We start from the raw sequence: 19,552 nt of genomic DNA on the forward strand, positions 1-19,552 counted from the left end.
CTTGGTTTATAGTCCATGGGCAATGGAAAAAGAAAATTTATATGGGAAGAGCATTTGAATTCCGCAAAGAAAGAAAATTTAAGCGTTGGGCTAAAATGGCCGTGCAGTTTACCCGTTTGGGTAAGGAAATTGTAATGGCGGTAAAATCAGGCGGCGGCGACCCTAACACTAACTCGCGCCTGCGTACTGCTATCCAAAACTCAAAGGCAGTAAATATGCCGAAAGATAGGGTAGAAGCTGCTATTAAAAGGGCAACCAGCCGCGATGAAAAGGATTACGAAGAAATTGTATACGAAGGATACGCGCAGCACGGCGTGGCTATATTGGTAGAAACCGCTACCGATAACTTAAACCGTACGGTTGCCAATGTGCGCAGCTACTTCACCAAATATGGTGGTACACTGGGTAAAACAGGGTCGCTTGATTTTATATTTACACGTAAATCAGTATTTACATTTGACCCGGGCGACCGCGACCTGGAAGAGTTAGAATTTGAATTAATAGATGCCGGATTGGAAGACCTTTTTGTGGAGGCCGACGAAGAAGGAAATGATATAGCTGTTTTGCACACCGCTTTTGAGGACTTTGGAAAAATGCAGAAGATGCTGGAAGAATTGGGTATCGAAACCAAATCGGCCAAGCTGGAGCGTGTTGCACAATCAACCACATCGGTAACAGAAGAGCAAGCGGTAGACGTTTTCAAGATCATTGATCGTTTAGAGGAAGATGACGACGTACAAGCCGTTTATCATAATATGGCGGAGTAACTCACTATTTGTCATGCTGAACGTAGTGAAGCATCTATTATACGCCAGATAGGTTTGCGAATAGATATTTCGCTCTCGTTTAGGATGACAAAATAAAACATAACATAACATCATGCCTTTATTCTCATCAAGCAAGCAGGAAAAAAAAGTTAAGGTAACCTTTGCAAATGGTTTACTTTTTGTAGAAAAAGCAGATGGTAAGCAACAGGCGTTCCCGCTGGAGTGGTTCCCGAAATTGATGAACGCTACCGACGAGGAACGCGAGGATTGGAAACAAACCGCAACCGGCATCCATTTTAACACGCTGGATGTGGACGTGGCGTTGTAGATATGAGACGTTAGATATGAGATTTGAGACGAAGAGGCTGATGTCTCACATCTCACATCTCCTATCTCAAATCTAAATAAACATGACTTTCGAAGAGTTTTTTAATAAGAAGCGAATTGATCTGGTTGCCTTGAAGGCAGGCGAGCCGGGCTTGTTTGCCGAATTTGAAAAGCACTTTACCCAGATGGGAGAAAAAAGCTTCGACCATACCAAAAAATATTGGTTCAATAAGTTAAGGCTGCAATACCACCTGGCGCCGGAACAAAAGCCGGAAAAAATACATCTGGAGAACAAGCTTGCCGAGCAAACCATTGTTGAAACTTTAACGGACACTATACCTGCGCCATCGGTAGGCTTTAAGCCAAGGTTTAAAGCGGGTATGGCTGCTAAACCTGCAGAAACCAGCAACATAAAAGATCCGTTGCCCAAAGATAGCGCCACCGCTACGCCTGAAGTTAACGAGGCAGCTGCTACTAAAGATCAAAATCCGGAGTTTGAGCAAGAGAAAGCAGCTATGCAGGATATAGCCGATGCTACTCCCCGCACAACAGACGATTCGGAAGAGAAGAAGGCTGAACCATCTGCACCAAAGCCAGGTTTTAAACCTCGCTTTAATATGAAGATGACGCAAGGGGAAGCCCCTCAAACAAAAGAGTTTGAAAAAGCGCCTGAACCTGAAAAAGAAGCTGCGGAACCAACGTCATCAACAGAAACGGTTGCACCAAAGCCAAGCTTTAAACCACGTTTCAATATGAAGGCGATGGCTGCGCCCAAGCCCACTGAAACAGAAGAAGCTAAGCCCGAAACTGTACCTGTAAAAGAAGAAACGGAGCCAACACCATCGCCAGAAACTACTACGCCAAAGCCGGCTGGCTTTAAACCACGTTTTAATATGAAAACGATGGCGCCTAAACCAGCGGAAGATGTAGTGGAGAAGAAGGAAGACGTTGAGCAACCCCGGGCAGAAGCAAAACCCGAAGATGCAGTAGAGCCTACACCGCCCGAAGAAGCGCCTGCACCCAAAATTGGTTTTAAACCACGGTTTAATGCCAAAACAATGAAACCAAAACCACCCGAAGAATAATATTATAAGATATAGATATGGAAGCCGAGGAATTACTGAATGAAAGAAGCGGAGGGGAAGAGAAACCGAAAAAGGATAGTCCGCTGGTAAGTTTAGAGCGCGACCTTAAGTTTTTCAATGAATCTATCCGTGAGGTAGCTGTTGAAATAATGGTTGAAGGCCTATCATCGCACCCCATATTTATAGCTCATCAGCACGAACTGAAACTGGGCGAAATGATACTGGACAGAATAGAGTTGAATACCGAATGGAGTATCCACGCATCAACCATTGAAGAGTTTGTAGAACGTGGCATTATCAAACCCGAACTTAAAGAACGTTTCCTGACTACCTATAAAAATCCTAACGATTTTATGTGCCTGTTTGTGGTAGTACCCGAGGGCGCCAATTTTGTGTATTATCCGTATGTGAAGGGGTAATTGGAATGTTAAATCGTTCCCTTATATTTACCTCGTCAAATATTACAACCCATGTCTGATAAAAAGATCCTGATACTAAACCAGCAGCAAATACAGCAAAAGATAGATCGTATTGCCTACCAGATATTGGAAGATAATTTTGATGAAAAAGAAATTCTTATCGCCGGTATTTTACCCCGGGGCAACCATTTGGCCGAACGTTTAAAAACCGTGTTAGATAAGATAGCCCCTTTTTCGAGCAGATTGCTAACCATAGGGCTGGACAAACAAAGCAGTCAGTTACACGCCAAAATTGATTTTGATGTACAGGACTGTAATAACAAGGTTATTGTTTTGGTTGATGATGTACTAAACAGCGGCAAAACTTTGGCCTACGGTTTTGGTGTATTTCTTGATGTTCCGCTTAAAAAATTACGTACGGTTGTACTGATCGACCGTAACCACAAAAACTTCCCGGTAACTACAGATTATGCAGGCATTGCACTTTCAACCGTTATAAAAGAACATGTAGATGTTGTACTGGATGAAGAGGGGCAGGAAGATGCGGTTTATCTGAGATAGAATTATTAAATTTGTTATATGTCAATAGCTGAGATAAAACGAGCAAAGTTAGGGCTGATAGCATGGATAGAACAGCTATCAGATACCAATATGCTTTCTTTTTTAGAAAGCTTAAAAGATTCCAAATCAGATAAAGATTGGTGGGATACGCTTACTGAAGACGAGATACGGCATATTAACGAAGGTATTGTAGATGCTGATAACGGACGAATGATCCCCTCTGAAGAACTTTGGAAAAAGTTAAAAGATGCCTGATTATCCCCTCTTGCAAATTTACTACACTGATAGATCCGTTGCTGATTTACTAAACATAAAAGGTTACATCTTAAAATATTTCACACAAAAAGAAGTAAATAGGCTGTATGTGATGTTGCAAAGCTTTGAAAAAGTTGTAGCTGCATTTCCTGAACTATACCCAACAAGCATTAAGAGTGATAAAATACACCGTGCTGTACTGAGTAAACAATTATCCGTTTTCTATAGAGTATCTAAGGACAAAATATCAGTTGTGGCTATTATAGATAATAGGATGAGTTATGCTAAATGGCCTTCTTAATTCTTGAATTTCTTTAATTCATCTTCAATATCACTTAAATAAACCTGATCGGGCACTTCGCAGTAAGGGTCGTTACGGTAATAACCTGTTTTAGTGAACAGCTCTTTAGCCTGAGTGAAATTTGTATAAGCCTTTTGGTCTTGCCCCAGTTTTTTATAGCACAAGCCTAAGTAATAATAAGTATCGGCCAGCTTTTCATATTTTTTAGTTTCCCGGTTCAGGTCGGCAATCGCCCCTTTGTAATCTTTTAGCATCATGCGGGTAACACCCAGATGCAGGTAATCAAACAAACCTACCCATTCCTTTTTTTCGTGGTCGGTAATGCATTCATTAAAATAAGCTAATGAGGCTTTTAAATTCCCCATGGCCCTTTGGTTAAGCGCCATTATAATACGCAGGTTGTAATCGCCATCGCCCGAGTAACCAGGTTGCCCTTTGTTGATATCATAAAGGCGTTTAAGATCGGCGAACGAATTTTTATAATCCCTCAGAAATTTAAAAAGGCACCATCCGCGGTCACTTAGCCAAATAGGATCGGCGGCTACCGCGCGGTCCATCAACTGTTTCCAATTAAAAAAATCGCCGCGTTTTAAGTACGGTACCGACATTTCATGCAGAGAAGGCCCATATGTTGGGCAAGCTTTTAATGACTGTACAAATAATTCCTGCGATTCCCTTGAACCCTGGTTATATTCAATTGCCTTCCAATAAAGCTCGCACGCCGATTTATGGGCTTCATCTTTAAATAAACTGCAGTTAGTTTGTGCCATTATAAGACAGGGCAGGCTGCATAAAACTATTAGGAGGATTTGCTTCATGGCGTTATCTCCTTTATTTGGCCTTTTACCATCTTTAAATTTAAGTAGTAATAGGTGTCATAAACTTGGTTATTGTATTTGCCTGGTATCCATTTGTTTAGCGACTTACATAGTGCGGTAAGGTGCGATATAAAAGAGATGTCATACTTAACCTTTTGATAATTTTCATCCAGTTGAAATACCCGGAACCTATCTGTTTGGCCTTTGCAGTTTACCACAAACCGGATAGTGACATAGCCCGTTATGTTTTTATAAGCAGTTTTGTATTTGTAGTTACTGGTCAAGTGTTTTTTGATGGCCTTTGTCCCACCTTGGTAAGTTGTTTTGAGGCCGTAATACTGGTTGATGAAGCCATTGCCGCAAAGTTCAAAATTAGCCCTGTCGGTTTTAGGGTCGAAGGTAATGTCGCCAACCTGTTGGGGGAATTTTGTTGTTTTTGTTACATCCTGTGCTTTAATACTAATACTTACGACTAACAGAAACAGGATTAAGTTGCCGGTTTTTTTAAAATGATGTTTTATGCCGGCAAGTTTCATTTTTGTAGAAGATTATTGTTTAATATCCAACAGATGGATAAGGTTATCCGTAGTTAAATCGGCAAAGCTTTCTGCAATTACTGATGCGCGGCTGTAAAAGGGTTCACGTTCGGCTAACTTACTTTCTATAAAGGCAACCAGTTCATCACCTTTTTTGCCTTGGAGTACGGGGCGTGGTGTTTTAGCGTTCTCTAACCTTGAAGCCAGTGCTTTAGGCGTAAGTTTCATGTAAACAGATTGCCCGTGTGCGTTTATCCAATCCATATTATCAAAAAAGCAGGGTAAACCACCCCCGGTTGATATTACGGCGTTTTCGGGATAATCGGTTGTTTTTAAAATTTCAGATTCCAGTTTGCGAAAGGCTTCTTCGCCATGTATGTTAAAATATTCTGCTATGTTAGTGCCCACACGATCCTCAAATACATGGTCAAGGTCAACAAAGGCATAACCTAATGCTGCCGACAACTTGCGGCCCATTGTGGTTTTGCCGCAACCCATAAATCCAACTAAAAATATCAGGCTCATTATTTGCTCAGGTAATTTTTAACCAAGTCCTCATATTTAGGCATGTTATGAAAATGCCATTTATTTACCACAGTACCGTTCTTTAACAAAATAATGCCCGGATTAGCGCGCACCATAGTTTTCAGCGGAACGCCATCAGCATAAAATAACTCGCTTACCAGTTTATGATCTTTAGCAAATTTTTGTGCCTGCTCTGGTGCATTCGACGTAAGAAATATGGTACGTGTATTATAGTTTTGAGTAAGGTTCATCGCAAGGGCATTTACCCGGTTAACAGCATCGGGGTTGGTAGCCTCTAAATTCCAGGCAACAATTACAATGCTATAAAAAGGGCTCGATAATAACTCCTCGTTATAATTATTCCCCTGCGCGTCCTGTATATTCAAGTCGCGTATTTTGGGTTCAAAGCCTTTTTTAATTAGCTTGCTTTCGGGGTTGCCCCGTATTTCCCAACTGGTGTCTTTCCAAATACCCGATTTTAGGTATTCCTTATCAGACATGGTTTTGGTGGCTTTGGTCTTTTTATTCTTCAGATTATAGGTAACTTCAAACTCATCAGGCACGGCCCCGGGAGGGGTTTTCATTTCCTGCAGGATATTGGCGCCAATTTTATACGGCAGGAAATCTACCACAGGTAAAAAGTTATACGTGTATAGCCCAAACCCGATAGAAACAACCACGGCGCCAATTAATAAGTTATCGCCGGTCTTAGCGTTGGCTAATGATTTTATGCTTTTACGGTTTACAAATAGCACCAACACCAGTAGCAGTAATATTAAATCTTTAGTGAACGATTGCCATGGAGTTAACGGTATAGCATCGCCAAAGCAGCCGCAGGTTTGCACCACTTTAAAATAGGCCGAGTAAAAGGTTAGGAAAGCGAAAAAGATGATCAGCAGCAATAATCCCCAAACTACTTTTACAGCGCGGGCACCAACCAATAGGGCAAAACCCAGTATCATTTCCAGTGCACAAAGTAATACAGCCATGCTTAGGGCTAAACCGTTGAGGGAGGTAAGATGGAATACCTCAAAGTATTCTTCCAGTTTATAGGAGAAGCCCAGCGGGTCGTTAGCTTTTATCAGCCCCGAGAAAATAAACAATAACCCAATGGCTATCCTGCAAAACCACACTAAACCATTTTTCATTTTACACCCAATTTTATCAGCGCGAACACCGCGTAGTTTAGCATGTCCTGGTAGTTGGCTTTCACGCCTTCAGATGCCAGGGTCTGGCCTTTGTTATCCTCAATCTGTTTAACACGCAATAGTTTCATTAAAATCAGATCTGTTAATGAGCTGATACGCATATCGCGCCAAGCCTCGCCATAGTCGTGGTTTTTGGCAAACATCAGCTCTTTGGTTTCGTTCACCTTGCCGTCAAATATCATTTCCACCTCGGCCGCATCCAGCTCAGTAGGGGTTTCGGGCCCACAATCCAGTTGCATCATGGCAATAACGCAATAATTTACAATGCCAATGTATTCGCCGGTAATGTCTTCGTCTATTTTAGAAACCTTTTTTTCTTCGAGGGTACGTATGCGCTGGGCTTTTATAAAGATCTGGTCGGTAATCGATTCCGGCCTTAGTATGCGCCATGCTGTACCGTAATCACGGGTTTTTTTGATGAAAAGTCCCCTGCAAATATTTATTACCGCTTCGTATTCTGCTGCTGTGTTGCTCAAGATGATTGTTGTAAATTTGTGATCGTTATATAGTTTAAGCTATTAACGCTTTTAACCTATTCCAATGGCTAAAGATACATTTTTTCAGAAAAAAGCAACCGTAAATGCAGGCGGTAAATTGATAGATCTGTCATCACCAAAAGTGATGGGCATTATCAATATCACCCCCGACTCTTTTTATGCCGAAAGCCGTAAAAACGGGATTGCCGATGTTTTGCAACAGGCCGAAAAAATGCTTGCTGATGGCGCTACCTTCCTAGATATTGGTGCTTACTCTTCACGTCCCGGCGCAACTGACATATCTGTTCAGGAAGAAACCGACCGTTTGCTGCCTGTTGTTGAGGCCATTGCCTCCGCCTTTCCGGGCGCTGTTATTTCCATAGATACCTTTCGCGCAAAAGTTGCCGAAGTTGCTATTCATGCAGGCGCGCATATCATCAATGATATATCCGGGGGCCAGCTTGACGAGGATATGTTTGCCACCGTTGCCCGTTTACAAGTGCCTTATATTTTAATGCACATGAAAGGTAACCCACAAACCATGCAGCAACTGGCTAATTACGAAGATGTATTTGCCGAAGTGCACGATTATTTTGTGAAAAAGATTTACCGGTTAAGGCAATTAGGTGTGCACGATATTATCCTCGATCCCGGTTTTGGCTTCGCCAAAAAGCCGGAGCATAGCTATGTACTAATGAACCGGATGCAGGAATTTAATATCCTGCAATTGCCCATATTAGTAGGAATCTCCCGCAAAAAGATGATCTATAGTTTATTGAATACTACTGCCGATGAAGCGCTTAACGGTACCACAGCACTCAATACTATTGCCCTGATGAAAGGCGCCAGTATTTTGCGTGTTCACGATGTGAAGGAAGCAGTAGAAGCAGTAAAAGTTTATAACGCTGTTACTTTATCTTAATATATTGATAAGTAGGCCCGTCGGCGGCCGAACTGCCGATATAAATGGTATCGGATTTAAAGCGAATCGCATCACGATAATCAGGGTTGGTAAATGTTATAGTGCCATATTTATAACCCCTTTCTTCGCCCATGACGGCTATGCTAAAATTGCCCCTGGTTTCCACTTTATTAGTGTCGGTTTTAATGTACCTGCTGTTTGTGGTAAATTGAAATTTAACCCTTTTTCCATTTGGAATAACTACAGTAGGACCGAATCCGCCTGATATTGATCTTAATTCCCAGGTGCCATTAACAGTTGGGACATAAGGTTTTTTGTCCTTTTTACAAGAAGCAAGGCCTGCAATTAGCGCAATCATTAGTAAAGCTTTTTTCATTTGATTCAGATTATAGAGCTATTACGAATGGCTGACGGAGAGTGATACAGAACGGGCGATTAAATAATAGTTAAGTTATTGTAAATTAATTTTTTACTAACTCCGTCATCTTCAAAATGGCATCTACATATTCGCGGTTATTGGCTAAACGTGGTACTTTATGCTGACCGCCAATTTTACCCTTTTCTTTCATCCAGTTAAAGAAGGTGTTTTGGGCTACAATCTTCACTAATGGGCGGCGGAGTGCCATATCCTTAAAGCGCTTGGCATCATAATCGGAGTTTACACGGCGCAGGGTTTCGTCAAGCAGGTCAACAAAGCGTTCAAACTCTGCAGGGCGTTTTTCAAACTCTATCAGCCACTCGTGTGCGCCGCATTCTTTATCATTAAAATAAATAGGCGCAGCAGTATAATCGCGGATTATAGCCCCGGTTTGTGAGCAGGCTTCGGCTAACGCGCGTTCGGCATTGTCTATGATCAACTCTTCGCCAAAGGCATTTATAAAATGTTTTGTACGGCCGGTAATTTGGATGCGATAAGGTACAAGCGAGGTAAAACGGACAGTATCGCCAATTAAATATCGCCATAGACCGGCGTTGGTTGTAATAATAAGGGCGTAGTTCTTATTCAGCTCCACCTCGTCTAGGGTAAGTGTATCCGGGTTCTCCTGATGCAGGTTTTCTATCGGTAAAAACTCATAGAAAATACCGTAATCAAGCATTAATAGCATATCGCCCGGCTCTTCCAGATCTTGTATCCCAAAGAAACCTTCAGATGCATTGTAGGTTTCCAGGTAGTACATATCATCATTAGGGATCAGTTTTTTAAACTGGTCGCGATAGGGGGTAAAGTTAACCGCGCCGTGGAAATATAGTTCCAAATTTGGCCAAACTTCCAGCAGGTTCTTTTTGCCGGTAATTTCCAGGATGCGTTTAAACAGCAGGATATTCCATGTAGGTACACCGCTAATGCTGGTTACATTTACATCTTTAGTGGCATAAGCCATCTTCTCAATTTTCTCCTCGAAGTTATCCAGCAGGGCGATATCCAGGTGTGGCGTACGGTAAAACTCGGCCCAAAGAGGCAGGTTTTTCATGATCACCGCGGATAGGTCGCCGAAAAAGGTATCGGCATTTAATTGCCCAACCTGGTGGCTGCCCCCGAGTGTTAAGCTTTTACCTGTAAAAATGCGGGCATTTGGCCGGTTATTAAAGTAAAGGGTAAGCATATCCTTACCGCCTTTAAAGTGGCATTCTTCTAAAGATTCTTCGCTTACGGGTATGAATTTACTGCGATCGCTGGTGGTGCCCGATGATTTGGCGAACCATCTTATCTCTGACGGCCAAAGCACATTTTGCTCGCCTTTCAGCATGCGCTCTATGTATGGCTTTAATGTATCGTAGGTTTGAATAGGTACGCGCTCCTTAAACTGGGCCAGGTTCTCGATGCTTTTATAACCGTATGTTTTGCCCCATTCGGTGTTTTCGGCACCTGCAACCAATTGCTCAAACCACTCCTCCTGTACCTCGTTAGGGTATTTCATGAAAAGCTCTATCTGGTGGATACGCTTTTTCATAAACCAGGTAAATACTGAGTTAATAATGGTCATAATTTGGCTTATAGTTCATGGTTCATAGCTTTCAAGGCTTTACTATAAACCATGAACATTCCTCTATGAACCTATCTCAAATATATTATTTACTGGGCAAATGTTTTTCTTTTTAATACAAAATTTGCGCCAAGGTAAACCTTACGCACCATTTCGTTAGCAGCCAATACCTCAGGCACGCCCGATTCCAGTATCTTCCCTTCAAAAAGCAGGTAGGCACGATCGGTAATCGATAGCGTTTCCTGCACGTTGTGGTCGGTAATAAGGATGCCGATATTACGGTGCCTTAATTTAGCAACCATAGCCTGGATCTCTTCTACCGCAATAGGGTCAACACCGGCAAAGGGTTCATCCAACAGGATGAAGTTTGGTTCGGCGGCAAGTGCGCGGGCAATTTCGGTACGGCGGCGTTCACCACCCGATAGCAGGTCGCCCCGGTTGCGACGCACTTTATGCAGACTGAACTCATCGATCAGCTCTTCCAGTTTGTCCTTTTGTTTGTCCTTGCTCATTTTGCCCATTTCCAGCACGGCTTTAATATTGTCCTCAACAGAAAGCTTGCGAAAAACAGATGCCTCCTGTGCCAGATAGCCAATACCTTTTTGGGCGCGGCGATACATAGGGTCGCCGGTTATATCTTCATCCTCTAAATATATCTTGCCTTCATTGGGCTTTATCAAACCCACTATCATGTAAAACGAAGTAGTTTTACCGGCGCCATTCGGCCCAAGCAAACCCACAATTTCGCCCTGCGCTACGTTGAACGTTACATCGTTTACAACGGTACGCTGCTTATATTTTTTTACTAAATGTTCTGCTCGAAGGATCATAATTTATAATTGTATGGTTTGGAGAATGTTTCGTTCCTCGCAATGAAGCATAGAAACTACTCACCGTTCTCTACTCACCATTCACAAATCTTATTGCTTTTATATTTAATTGTATACTGCGTTGTTCGCGCCATACGTTCTCTTCAATGGTATAACAAACGTCAAAAGGTACTCCAGGTTTTAATTGAGGAAGCAAATCGGCCTGGTTAAAGGCAATGCAACTAAACGCTGCCGAACCCGGTTGCATGATAAACATTTTAACGTGATTGCCGCCAACCAAACCCGCATTACCGCTAACATACACATTTTTGCTGAGGAATACCGGCGACATGTTCTCGGGCCCGAATGGCGCGAACTGGCTCAGGACCCTGAAGAATTTGGAATCAATATCTGTTAATTCTATTTGTGCCTCGATGCTTACCTGTTGTATTAATTGCTCATCGGTAATGGTTGAACCCACTACCTCTTCAAATTTTTGTATAAACGCCGGTACATTTTCTGCATGCATAGTTAAGCCGGCTGCATATTTATGCCCGCCAAACTGGATAAGCAGATCGCTGCAACCGCATAACGCTTCGTAAAGGTCATACCCCAAAACGGAACGTGCCGAACCTGCCACATGCCCGTTTGATTGGGTGAGCACCACAGTTGGGCGGTAATATTTTTCGGTTAACCGCGATGCAACTATGCCGATAACCCCTTTGTGCCAGTCTTTATTAAAAACCACGGTAGATTTTCGGGCTACCATTATCTCATCGTTATCAATCATGCTCAGGGCCTCATCGGTAATTTGCTGATCGTGGCCTTTACGTTCGGTATTGCGAATGTTGATCATGTCGCCTTTTTCTTTGGCGGCATCTTCGTGGCAGGCTATTAAAAGCTCAACCGCATGTTTGGCGTCGTCTATCCTGCCTGCTGCATTTATACGCGGGCCGAGCAAGAATACTACATCGCTTATGGTATAGGTGGTGCCTCTGCCCGCTACCTGCATTAACGTTTTCACTCCTATGCATGGGTTCTCATTTATCTTTTGCAAGCCAAGGTGAGCCAATACGCGGTTCTCGCCGGTAATGTGCACAATATCACAGGCAATGCTAATGGCCACCAGATCGAAGTATTCGGCGACGCCTTCAAAGGGTAGGTCGTGTTTATCTGAATAGGCTTGTATCAGCTTAAAACCAATGCCACAGCCCGATAGCTCTTTAAAAGGATAAGCACAATCGGCACGTTTGGGATCAAGCACGGCCACGGCTGCAGGTAACTCTTCGCCGGGCAAGTGGTGATCACAGATAATGAAATCGACACCTAAAGTATTGGCGTAAGCAATTTTATCAACTGATTTTATTCCGCAATCTAAAGCGATAATTAAACCGAAGCCATTGGTGGCAGCATAGTCGATACCAGCGGTAGATATGCCGTAGCCTTCCTTATATCTATCCGGAATATAGTATTCTATGTTTTTGTGATATTTTTCGAAGAAGCTGTAAACCAGGGCCACAGCTGTAGTACCATCTACATCGTAATCGCCATATACCAAAACCTTTTCGTTATCGGCAACTGCCCGTTCAATTCTATCGATGGCTTTTTCCATATCCTGCATCAGGAAAGGATCGTGCAGGTGCAAATGAGTGGGGCGGAAGAAGTATTTTGCTTCCTCAAAATTTTTGATGCCACGGTGCACAAGCAGCGTGGCCAGAACCGGGTTTATGTTAAGTTGTGCAGCCAATTCCTGTACTATAAGCGTATCTGCTGCATCTTTTAACACCCACCGTTTATTCATAAATATTCTATCGCTTAAAAAGAGTAAAGATAGCTAATGGTTGATAAAACGCAGATGCAATGTTTAAATTTTAACAGACAAAATAAATTTGCTAAACAGCATCATCATCCATATATTTTTGGTCAGTGCTGCTTTCCTGCGGAGGCTGTTCATCTACACCTAATTTACAGGCTATCTTAAGCAAGATCTCATATTGTAACCTTTGATATTCTAAGTTTTGATCTATGCGGAAGATCCATCGTGTCAGTAAAGCACAAATTAAAAAGACAAGAGAAAATCCAACAATATAAATTGAAATAAACACAGCCATGATGTAAGTGGTTTAGGTTAATAATGAGTTGAATATAAGGAAGATTTGTTTATTATTAGGAAGCTGTATTTATTTCTATTATGTTTGTTTTACATACTACTTAGTATTTAAAAAATGTCGAAAGCTGCCAATACCCGTACTATGATCCTTACTAAAGCCTTCGAGCTTATTTATAAGCAGGGTTACCAGGCTACCAGTATCGATAATATTTTGGCAACCACACAAGTAACCAAAGGCGCTTTTTTTTACCATTTTAAAAATAAAGACGAGATGGGCCTGGCTATGATCAACGAGATCATCTACCCGGGTATGTATGCTACGCTTGTAAAACCATTGCTCGATTCAAAAGGCCCGATAAACGAGATCCACGAAATGATGCGGAATGTACTGCTGAAAGTCCCGTTTCTGCGTGCTAAGTATGGTTGCCCCGCCGTTAATTTGATAGATGAAATGTCGCCTTTGAATGAGGATTTTAAAACAGCCCTTTTAAAACTTACCGACCAGTGGCAGGATGCCATTAAAGAAAGTATTAACCAGGGAAAGGCGTCAAAAGAGATCCGCGCCGATGTAAACCCCGAATATGTTGCCTGTTTTATTGTTGCCGGATATAGCGGTATCCGTAACATGGGTAAAGCTATTGGCTCATCTTGCTATAACATTTACCTTCAAGAGCTGAAAAACTACCTAAAGCAATTAGCCTAATATATTTTTTTAATAATAACATACTAAATGGTATGTTTTATTAACTTCGCATCATATTTTTATACTGATGTTAGATACGCTACTATTTTTTCATTCACTGGTACGATGGGCAGTACTCGGCACTTTATTATATTCTATCTATCATGCTTATAAAGGTTATTACAGCAAACAAGCGTTTAGCAAAGGAGATGACAAGCTGCGCCACTGGACAGCCACAACCGCGCATATTCAATTAATGCTTGGCATCATATTATATACGCAAAGCCCAAATGCAAAGTTCTCCTTTCATGCAACCGGACCGAATGGACAAATAACACAGCCTTTCTTTTTTGGTGTGCTGCACTTATTGTTGATGATATCAGCTATCGTGATCATTACTGTTGGTTCGGCAATGGCTAAACGCAAGCCTACTGATTCGGAGAAATATAAAACCATGCTGATGTGGTTCGGTGTCGCATTGTTCATTATAATTATAGCTATACCATGGCCATTTTCGCCATTAGCACAACGACCATATTTGCATTCTTTTTAAAATCATATATCAATATGAAACAACTACTATCTACAAACATCGGCAGGCTGCGCATCATCGGTTTTCTGGAAGGTATTTCGCTATTAGTGCTCCTGTTTATAGCCGTACCCATAAAGTACATCGGGCATGATCCATCTATAGTAAAGGCAATAGGGCCAATCCATGGTGCATTGTTCCTACTATTTATTGTAAATACTATAAGCGTAGGGGTAGAGCAAAAATGGCAGTTTAAAACCACGGGCAAAGTATTGCTTGCCTGCATTATCCCGTTCGGTACGTTTTATATAGATAGGAAGATCTTGAGAGAAATTGAACCGGTTTAGGATCGGGGATATAGGTGCGAGGAGTGAAATGTATGGATGTATCGCGCACCCCGCTCTGAAAACCCGATCCTTAAACTACTTCCCTTTTAATGCCTGATATTTTCCACCATTGGCCGGGTCGGCCAGTGAAAGTGTGTTCATAGCCTGCATCCTGTCCTGCGGTGAAGCGTTACTAAATATGGATACAAACTCAGCATTTTTAGCAGTGAAAAATGCCAGCGGGAAATACGAGCCTAAACGTTTACGATCTACCTGACTTAGCACCGGCAATATACTGCTAATGTATTTACGGCCCTTGTTTGGGTTATCTGCCATAATATCTAAACCATTGCGATGATAATTGTAAATAAACTCGCGCAGGTTATTGTAGAGTTTATTGTTAAGGTTTTCTATCAGCCAGTAACGGTTAAGGTTATTATCAAAGCCTTTCCAGCCTTTAAAAGACGTTGTTTGGGCGTTTATGGATATGTTTTGGGCGTTTAAAAAGTAAGGAGTGCCACCATATTTCGAGAACGAATCGTAATCCATCCCCACAATTATATAAGCGTAAAATGCCATTACCGAGCTTAAGTTACTTTGAAAGTTTTGGTCGCTATAGTCAATGGTTTGCCCTTCGGAATAGGTAAAATCAAAATCTTTGTCGTTAATATTTAGCAGGGTAGTGCCATAAGTGGTGTTAAACACCGGCCTCGACGATTGCACCTGTAGCTCACCGCTAAAATTGCTGCTGCCATCCCAAGCGGTAATATTCAGTACAAAATTACAGTCGATCCGTTCCTGGGGCGCAATTACATCAGCGCTCCATTTGCGGCCATTCAAAAAATCTTTCATGGCGGTTTCCAGCGTTTGCAAAGCGCGCTTGTTGGTAACCTGTATTTTTGGCGCAACAACCTTTACGCGTGCATTTAAATCTTGTGCCCGTGCAATGCAGCAGGTAAAAAACAACACGGTAAAAGTTATATATCTCTTCATTTTTTCAGCAGTTCAATCAGCTTAATACAAATATCATGTGCCACCTCGGTTTTATTCTTCAGTTCGAATGTGGTTTTATGCAAGTCGCGATCTATCAAAGTTACTTTATTGGTATCATTCTTAAACCCGGCCCCGGCATCATTCAACGAATTTAGCACAATTAAATCCAAGTTTTTCTTTTGCAGCTTTTCAATGGCGTATTGCTCTTCATTGTTGGTCTCCAAAGCAAAGCCAACCAGTACTTGTCCTTCGCGCTTCTGCTGACCAAGGGTTTTTAATATGTCGGTGGTTTTCTTTAGTTCGATGTTTAATCCACCATCATGCTTCTTTATTTTTTGTGCCGATACGGTTGCGGGGGTATAATCGGCAACCGCAGCGCACATTACGCAAGCGTTAACAGCCGGGAAATGTTCCAAACACTGCTGCAGCATATCTGCTGCGCTGGTAATGTTTATCCGTTTTATGCTTTGGTATTTGCTCACCTGGGCTGTTGGCCCTGCAATTAAAGTAACATCCGCGCCCAGCGAAGCCAGCTCATCTGCCAATGCAAAACCCATTTTACCCGATGAATGGTTACCGATAAAACGTACCGGATCAATGGCCTCATAGGTAGGGCCTGCGGTAACCAATATCTTTTGATTGTATAAGGGAAGCTTCTTTTTAATATCATCCGATAGAAAATCTACTATCTCCTCCGGCTCAGCCATGCGGCCTTCACCATGCAGGCCGCTAGCCAATTCGCCACTCCCGGGAGGGATCAGCACATTCCCAAAGCCTTGCAGATCTACAATATTCTTCTGCGTAGCTTCATGCTTCCACATGTCCAGGTCCATAGCGGGAGCAAAGTACACCGGGCATTTTGCTGATAGATATACTGCCGTAAGCAGGTTATCAACTAAACCGCTAGCCATTTTAGCCATGGTGTTAGCGCTTGCCGGTGCTATGATCATGGCATCGCCCCAAAGGCCAAGTTCCACATGGTTATTCCACTCGCCGGTTTCGGGTTTAAAGTATTCGGAGTAAACCGGCCTTTTGGATAGGGTAGAGAGCGTGAGCGGGGTAATAAAGTTGGTAGCATCGGGTGTCATCACCACCTGCACATGGGCGCCGGCTTTAACCAACAGCCTAACCAGCGTTGCCGATTTATAAGCCGCAATACTGCCACAAACCCCTAAAATAATTTTCTTACCCTCAAGCATATTAACCCTTTAAGTTTCGCCGCAGGCGAAGAAATGATGCACCAAATATATAAAATAACCCTAATGTTTATTAACAAACAAAGCCCCTATCGGTACGACAGAGGCTTATACGTTGTAATCCCTTACGGGATATAACTACAATTCCCTTGCTTCTTTAGCTGGGTTGCGGTAGTATATTTTGTTGTCTAAAAATTCCTGAACGGCTACTAAAGTAGGTTTAGGTAATTTCTCGTAGTATTTAGATATTTCAATCTGCTCGCGGTTTTCAAAAACTTCTTCCAGGTTATCGTTTGCCGATGCAAATTCTGAAAGCTTTTGGTGCAACTCTTCTTTTATGTTGTTTGATATCTGATTTGCCCTTTTTGACATAATTACCAACGACTCATATATATTGTCGGTTTTCACATCCAGTTCACGCAGGTCACGGGTAACTGTGCTGCTGGCTACAGCTGGCTTGTTAGTTGGGTTGTTAACGTTCATGTCTTTTTTACTTATTATTAATATGGTATTTTCTGATTATCTCTGTCCTTAATTGACGGCGGTTGGCCGGTATTGGTAGTATCCTTTTTAGCTAATTTTTCAGCTGCTTTCGGGTTAACCGCAGCTTCAGCTAAAGATCGCTTAGCACGTTCTATACCTTGCTGACTGTCTTTTTTATAATCAGTAGCATCTTTCAAAAATTTACTTGAAGGGTACTTCTCTATAAATTGATCAGCATATGACATCGCCTGGCCAAAACGCTCTTCTTGTTTCCTGTCATAACTAACCTTTGCATATTCGTACTGCGCACGTATAGTTAAAAATTCCAGTTCCTCTGCATATTTAGTATCCGGGTAATCGCGCAGCGTATTGTTAAACGCAATAACTGCCGATTGATAATCGCCTATAGTTAAATACAACTTAGCGTTAGCGTACGATTTTTGCTCCAGTTTATCGCGCAGGTTCTGTATCAGTTTACTTGCTTCGGTAACACGGTCACTTTTTGGGTAAAGGTTAATAAACAACTGTAACGACTCTATCGCCTTGGTGGTGTTCTCCTGATCTAACGAGTAGATAGGCGAATCCAGGTAAAAGCAATAAGCAGCTATAAAGCGGCACTCCTCGGCCCTTGGGCTCGATGGATAAGTATCGGCAAACGTTTTAAAGTGGAACCTGGCCGACGTATAATCCTTAAGCTTATAATTAGTATAAGCGTAATAGTAAAAAAGGTCCTCAGCTTCGGCACGGCCACGGTAACGGGTTACAAGATCGTCAAATAAACCTAAAGCCTTCGAGTAGTCTTTTTTATTATAAAACTTAACGGCTTCCTGGTATTTTTTCGCGTTATCGTTACTCGCCTTTAACTTTTCGTATTTGCTTTTACAACTGCTAAGCGTAACAATAAACAGGAACATTACGCCCAAAAATATGAGTAGTTGTTTTTTAAACATTTTGCAAAGATAGTTGAATATTATAAATCAATCAATTATTTATTTAGAGAGCGAATATATAACGCCGAAATCGCACCTTATATATATAGTGTAGGTATTTAACATCTTTTAACGTTGTGGTGGGAAAATACGCTGGTTTGAGCTACGGATTAATGGCAATTTCAAACCAGGGCTTATATATACTATATAGTAGCATGTTTATATAGTATATAATAGGTGCTGGTTTAGGCTGCATATTGTATAGTACATAAGTGTGCGGTTCGAATGGTGTATTATATAGTATATAGGTTAGTATAGGAGTGATATATAGGATGAGATTTTTACATAATATATAATAGGTACAAGGGTAGGCTATAGTTACAGTATATATAAATAAGATTAAATGTATATAATATAGAGTAGGGCGTTGCCTGGCGGCCGGGCTTTCCGCTCATACTGCACAGGCCTTAGCCACGGGCCGGTATCCGCTTCAATCCCTAACGCTGGGGCTGCGTGGCGGGAGACGCGAAGTATTGCATCTCTACGGGAGGATAATGTAGAGACGCGATACTTCGCGTCTTTGATGACTTTTCTGGCCCCGTCGGCAAAAAACGGCTTCAGACGAAAGCGGGCAGAATAATGGTGGCCTTGAGCGTGGCAAGGGCATAGGAAGTTTTGCAGAAGCGAGGGAAACAAACGAATGATAGTAGGCAAAGATTCCAGCCTGTGGTCTGCCCGGTTTGCAGGCAAGGTATATGCGACCAAGGCAATGAGCAGATTAACATAAATATCATCCTATTCGTAATAGATGCAGGATAATTTTGATTGCTAATATCATATCTCTCACCTTAATTGTCGCGGTATACAGTATAATTGAAGCATTACCGTCTTTTACCCTGTATACATACATTCACTTAATAATAATAAAAAACTATTTTTAAGCGCATATACCATCAAAACAGGCCCCGAAACATCATTAAACCACATTTGTTTAAAATGTCCTGCATTTTTTCTGCTTCATTTTCAGCGTGTTAAAACTACACTATCAATAAATCGTTCAAACCATTTGCACAAGTTAAATTTGTACGTACCTTTGCAGCCCGCAAACGAGATAGCGGGACGTTCTCTGAAAGTATAGCAACTGAAAATATTAAAAAATAAAGTTTGCAAATTCAACAAAGGTTACTACCTTTGCAGCCCGCAAAAGAGGAAACGAAATTGCGGTTGTTAATTGAAAAAGGAAGCAAAAATTATTTAAAAATAAAGTTTGCAAATTCAGAAAAGGTTTCTACCTTTGCAATCCCAAAACG

General features: G+C 41.8%; 25 protein-coding genes. 11 read left to right on the forward strand and 14 right to left on the reverse strand.

Annotated features, from left to right (window positions below):
• Nucleotides 1-41: 41 nt before the first annotated feature.
• The 7 genes from NPE20_RS18890 to NPE20_RS18920 all read left to right on the forward strand — a co-directional run bounded on the left by NPE20_RS18890 (nt 42) and on the right by NPE20_RS18920 (nt 3,715).
• Nucleotides 42-767 (forward strand): YebC/PmpR family DNA-binding transcriptional regulator, encoded by a 726-nt coding sequence (locus tag NPE20_RS18890; RefSeq protein WP_256540257.1) that lies wholly within the window; start codon nt 42-44, stop codon nt 765-767.
• Nucleotides 768-879: 112 nt separating this feature from the next.
• Nucleotides 880-1,095 carry a DUF2442 domain-containing protein gene (locus NPE20_RS18895; protein ID WP_256540258.1) on the forward strand — a complete coding sequence of 72 codons (216 nt, stop codon included), beginning with the start codon at nt 880-882 and terminating at the stop codon, nt 1,093-1,095.
• 82 nt (nt 1,096-1,177) lie between these two features.
• Nucleotides 1,178-2,179, forward strand: a complete 1,002-nt coding sequence (locus tag NPE20_RS18900; protein WP_256540259.1) for a hypothetical protein — start codon at nt 1,178-1,180, stop codon at nt 2,177-2,179.
• Between the two features lie 17 nt (nt 2,180-2,196).
• Nucleotides 2,197-2,598, forward strand: coding sequence for a hypothetical protein (locus NPE20_RS18905; RefSeq protein WP_256540260.1), 402 nt, complete (start codon nt 2,197-2,199; stop codon nt 2,596-2,598).
• A 51-nt stretch (nt 2,599-2,649) separates the two neighbouring features.
• Nucleotides 2,650-3,159, forward strand: a complete 510-nt coding sequence (locus NPE20_RS18910) for a phosphoribosyltransferase family protein (RefSeq protein ID WP_256540261.1) — start codon at nt 2,650-2,652, stop codon at nt 3,157-3,159.
• Between the two features lie 18 nt (nt 3,160-3,177).
• Nucleotides 3,178-3,414, forward strand: a complete 237-nt coding sequence (locus NPE20_RS18915) for a hypothetical protein (protein WP_256540262.1) — start codon at nt 3,178-3,180, stop codon at nt 3,412-3,414.
• Nucleotides 3,407-3,715, forward strand: coding sequence for a type II toxin-antitoxin system RelE/ParE family toxin (locus NPE20_RS18920; RefSeq protein WP_256540263.1), 309 nt, complete (start codon nt 3,407-3,409; stop codon nt 3,713-3,715). The genes NPE20_RS18915 and NPE20_RS18920 overlap by 8 nt, the downstream gene beginning before the upstream one ends.
• On the opposite strand, the gene NPE20_RS18925 is transcribed toward NPE20_RS18920, so the two are convergent.
• Genes NPE20_RS18925 through NPE20_RS18945 form a run of 5 tightly spaced genes read right to left on the reverse strand, consistent with a single transcriptional unit; the run spans nt 3,712 to nt 7,281 of the window.
• Nucleotides 3,712-4,485, reverse strand: a complete 774-nt coding sequence (locus NPE20_RS18925) for a tetratricopeptide repeat protein (RefSeq protein ID WP_256540264.1) — start codon at nt 4,483-4,485, stop codon at nt 3,712-3,714. The genes NPE20_RS18920 and NPE20_RS18925 overlap by 4 nt on opposite strands.
• Before the next feature lie 44 nt (nt 4,486-4,529).
• Nucleotides 4,530-5,069 carry a hypothetical protein gene (locus NPE20_RS18930; RefSeq protein ID WP_256540265.1) on the reverse strand — a complete coding sequence of 180 codons (540 nt, stop codon included), beginning with the start codon at nt 5,067-5,069 and terminating at the stop codon, nt 4,530-4,532.
• 12 nt (nt 5,070-5,081) lie between these two features.
• The gene (locus NPE20_RS18935) at nt 5,082-5,594 is read right to left on the reverse strand and encodes a shikimate kinase (protein WP_256540266.1); all 513 of its coding nucleotides are present in this window, start codon (nt 5,592-5,594) and stop codon (nt 5,082-5,084) included.
• Nucleotides 5,594-6,742, reverse strand: a complete 1,149-nt coding sequence (locus tag NPE20_RS18940) for a BT_3928 family protein (protein ID WP_256540267.1) — start codon at nt 6,740-6,742, stop codon at nt 5,594-5,596. The genes NPE20_RS18935 and NPE20_RS18940 overlap by 1 nt, the downstream gene beginning before the upstream one ends.
• Entirely contained in the window at nt 6,739-7,281 is a 543-nt protein-coding gene (locus tag NPE20_RS18945) for a DUF1599 domain-containing protein (RefSeq protein WP_256540281.1), read from the reverse strand. Before NPE20_RS18945 ends, NPE20_RS18940 begins: the two co-directional genes overlap by 4 nt.
• Before the next feature lie 61 nt (nt 7,282-7,342).
• Between NPE20_RS18945 and folP the strand changes: the two genes are divergently transcribed.
• A complete protein-coding gene (gene folP / locus NPE20_RS18950; protein WP_256540268.1) occupies nt 7,343-8,200 on the forward strand; it encodes a dihydropteroate synthase in 858 nt (285 codons plus the stop codon).
• Here the strand turns inward: folP and NPE20_RS18955 are convergent.
• From NPE20_RS18955 to NPE20_RS18975, 5 genes are all read right to left on the reverse strand, one after another.
• Nucleotides 8,187-8,576 carry a hypothetical protein gene (locus NPE20_RS18955; RefSeq protein WP_256540269.1) on the reverse strand — a complete coding sequence of 130 codons (390 nt, stop codon included), beginning with the start codon at nt 8,574-8,576 and terminating at the stop codon, nt 8,187-8,189. The genes folP and NPE20_RS18955 overlap by 14 nt on opposite strands.
• Nucleotides 8,577-8,661: 85 nt before the next feature.
• Nucleotides 8,662-10,185 carry a GH3 auxin-responsive promoter family protein gene (locus NPE20_RS18960; RefSeq protein WP_256540270.1) on the reverse strand — a complete coding sequence of 508 codons (1,524 nt, stop codon included), beginning with the start codon at nt 10,183-10,185 and terminating at the stop codon, nt 8,662-8,664.
• Nucleotides 10,186-10,274: 89 nt separating this feature from the next.
• A complete protein-coding gene (lptB, locus tag NPE20_RS18965; RefSeq protein ID WP_256540271.1) occupies nt 10,275-11,015 on the reverse strand; it encodes an LPS export ABC transporter ATP-binding protein in 741 nt (246 codons plus the stop codon).
• A 70-nt stretch (nt 11,016-11,085) separates the two neighbouring features.
• Nucleotides 11,086-12,795, reverse strand: coding sequence for a single-stranded-DNA-specific exonuclease RecJ (recJ, locus tag NPE20_RS18970; protein ID WP_256540272.1), 1,710 nt, complete (start codon nt 12,793-12,795; stop codon nt 11,086-11,088).
• A gap of 91 nt (nt 12,796-12,886) precedes the next feature.
• Nucleotides 12,887-13,105, reverse strand: a complete 219-nt coding sequence (locus NPE20_RS18975) for a hypothetical protein (protein ID WP_256540273.1) — start codon at nt 13,103-13,105, stop codon at nt 12,887-12,889.
• A gap of 114 nt (nt 13,106-13,219) precedes the next feature.
• On the opposite strand from NPE20_RS18975, the gene NPE20_RS18980 reads away from it, so the two are divergent.
• From NPE20_RS18980 to NPE20_RS18990, 3 genes are all read left to right on the forward strand, one after another.
• Complete coding sequence (locus tag NPE20_RS18980) at nt 13,220-13,807, forward strand: TetR/AcrR family transcriptional regulator (protein ID WP_256540274.1); 588 nt, start codon at nt 13,220-13,222, stop codon at nt 13,805-13,807.
• Between the two features lie 67 nt (nt 13,808-13,874).
• A complete protein-coding gene (locus tag NPE20_RS18985; RefSeq protein WP_256540275.1) occupies nt 13,875-14,339 on the forward strand; it encodes a hypothetical protein in 465 nt (154 codons plus the stop codon).
• Between the two features lie 14 nt (nt 14,340-14,353).
• On the forward strand, nt 14,354-14,662 hold the full coding sequence (locus NPE20_RS18990) for a DUF3817 domain-containing protein (RefSeq protein WP_256540276.1): 309 nt from the start codon (nt 14,354-14,356) through the stop codon (nt 14,660-14,662).
• A 75-nt stretch (nt 14,663-14,737) separates the two neighbouring features.
• On the opposite strand, the gene porD is transcribed toward NPE20_RS18990, so the two are convergent.
• The 4 genes from porD to NPE20_RS19010 all read right to left on the reverse strand — a co-directional run bounded on the left by porD (nt 14,738) and on the right by NPE20_RS19010 (nt 18,263).
• Nucleotides 14,738-15,634, reverse strand: coding sequence for a type IX secretion system protein PorD (porD, locus tag NPE20_RS18995; protein ID WP_256540277.1), 897 nt, complete (start codon nt 15,632-15,634; stop codon nt 14,738-14,740).
• A complete protein-coding gene (gene coaBC / locus NPE20_RS19000; RefSeq protein ID WP_256540278.1) occupies nt 15,631-16,833 on the reverse strand; it encodes a bifunctional phosphopantothenoylcysteine decarboxylase/phosphopantothenate--cysteine ligase CoaBC in 1,203 nt (400 codons plus the stop codon). Before coaBC ends, porD begins: the two co-directional genes overlap by 4 nt.
• A gap of 135 nt (nt 16,834-16,968) precedes the next feature.
• Nucleotides 16,969-17,313 (reverse strand): DNA-directed RNA polymerase subunit omega, encoded by a 345-nt coding sequence (locus tag NPE20_RS19005; protein ID WP_067056089.1) that lies wholly within the window; start codon nt 17,311-17,313, stop codon nt 16,969-16,971.
• Between the two features lie 17 nt (nt 17,314-17,330).
• The gene (locus NPE20_RS19010) at nt 17,331-18,263 is read right to left on the reverse strand and encodes an outer membrane protein assembly factor BamD (protein ID WP_256540279.1); all 933 of its coding nucleotides are present in this window, start codon (nt 18,261-18,263) and stop codon (nt 17,331-17,333) included.
• Nucleotides 18,264-19,552 lie beyond the last annotated feature (1,289 nt).

Origin of the sequence: Mucilaginibacter aquariorum, assembly GCF_024498135.1 — a bacterium.
GTDB classification, from domain to species: Bacteria; Bacteroidota; Bacteroidia; order Sphingobacteriales; family Sphingobacteriaceae; genus Mucilaginibacter; species Mucilaginibacter aquariorum.

What these genes read in the sequence shown, in the direction of transcription:
- NPE20_RS18940 (WP_256540267.1), bottom strand. Translation starts at nt 6,742, where the DNA reads ATGAAAAATGGTTTAGTGTGGTTTTGCAGGATAGCCATTGGGTTATTG.
- NPE20_RS18925 (WP_256540264.1), bottom strand. Translation starts at nt 4,485, where the DNA reads ATGGCACAAACTAACTGCAGTTTATTTAAAGATGAAGCCCATAAATCG.
- NPE20_RS18985 (WP_256540275.1), top strand. Translation starts at nt 13,875, where the DNA reads ATGTTAGATACGCTACTATTTTTTCATTCACTGGTACGATGGGCAGTA.
- NPE20_RS18905 (WP_256540260.1), top strand. Translation starts at nt 2,197, where the DNA reads ATGGAAGCCGAGGAATTACTGAATGAAAGAAGCGGAGGGGAAGAGAAA.
- coaBC (WP_256540278.1), bottom strand. Translation starts at nt 16,833, where the DNA reads ATGCTTGAGGGTAAGAAAATTATTTTAGGGGTTTGTGGCAGTATTGCG.
- NPE20_RS19005 (WP_067056089.1), bottom strand. Translation starts at nt 17,313, where the DNA reads ATGAACGTTAACAACCCAACTAACAAGCCAGCTGTAGCCAGCAGCACA.
- recJ (WP_256540272.1), bottom strand. Translation starts at nt 12,795, where the DNA reads ATGAATAAACGGTGGGTGTTAAAAGATGCAGCAGATACGCTTATAGTA.
- NPE20_RS18980 (WP_256540274.1), top strand. Translation starts at nt 13,220, where the DNA reads ATGTCGAAAGCTGCCAATACCCGTACTATGATCCTTACTAAAGCCTTC.
- lptB (WP_256540271.1), bottom strand. Translation starts at nt 11,015, where the DNA reads ATGATCCTTCGAGCAGAACATTTAGTAAAAAAATATAAGCAGCGTACC.
- NPE20_RS19010 (WP_256540279.1), bottom strand. Translation starts at nt 18,263, where the DNA reads ATGTTTAAAAAACAACTACTCATATTTTTGGGCGTAATGTTCCTGTTT.
- NPE20_RS18935 (WP_256540266.1), bottom strand. Translation starts at nt 5,594, where the DNA reads ATGAGCCTGATATTTTTAGTTGGATTTATGGGTTGCGGCAAAACCACA.
- NPE20_RS18990 (WP_256540276.1), top strand. Translation starts at nt 14,354, where the DNA reads ATGAAACAACTACTATCTACAAACATCGGCAGGCTGCGCATCATCGGT.
- NPE20_RS18960 (WP_256540270.1), bottom strand. Translation starts at nt 10,185, where the DNA reads ATGACCATTATTAACTCAGTATTTACCTGGTTTATGAAAAAGCGTATC.
- NPE20_RS18895 (WP_256540258.1), top strand. Translation starts at nt 880, where the DNA reads ATGCCTTTATTCTCATCAAGCAAGCAGGAAAAAAAAGTTAAGGTAACC.
- NPE20_RS18920 (WP_256540263.1), top strand. Translation starts at nt 3,407, where the DNA reads ATGCCTGATTATCCCCTCTTGCAAATTTACTACACTGATAGATCCGTT.
- NPE20_RS18915 (WP_256540262.1), top strand. Translation starts at nt 3,178, where the DNA reads ATGTCAATAGCTGAGATAAAACGAGCAAAGTTAGGGCTGATAGCATGG.
- NPE20_RS18910 (WP_256540261.1), top strand. Translation starts at nt 2,650, where the DNA reads ATGTCTGATAAAAAGATCCTGATACTAAACCAGCAGCAAATACAGCAA.
- folP (WP_256540268.1), top strand. Translation starts at nt 7,343, where the DNA reads ATGGCTAAAGATACATTTTTTCAGAAAAAAGCAACCGTAAATGCAGGC.
- NPE20_RS18890 (WP_256540257.1), top strand. Translation starts at nt 42, where the DNA reads ATGGGAAGAGCATTTGAATTCCGCAAAGAAAGAAAATTTAAGCGTTGG.
- NPE20_RS18930 (WP_256540265.1), bottom strand. Translation starts at nt 5,069, where the DNA reads ATGAAACTTGCCGGCATAAAACATCATTTTAAAAAAACCGGCAACTTA.
- NPE20_RS18975 (WP_256540273.1), bottom strand. Translation starts at nt 13,105, where the DNA reads ATGGCTGTGTTTATTTCAATTTATATTGTTGGATTTTCTCTTGTCTTT.
- NPE20_RS18955 (WP_256540269.1), bottom strand. Translation starts at nt 8,576, where the DNA reads ATGAAAAAAGCTTTACTAATGATTGCGCTAATTGCAGGCCTTGCTTCT.
- NPE20_RS18900 (WP_256540259.1), top strand. Translation starts at nt 1,178, where the DNA reads ATGACTTTCGAAGAGTTTTTTAATAAGAAGCGAATTGATCTGGTTGCC.
- porD (WP_256540277.1), bottom strand. Translation starts at nt 15,634, where the DNA reads ATGAAGAGATATATAACTTTTACCGTGTTGTTTTTTACCTGCTGCATT.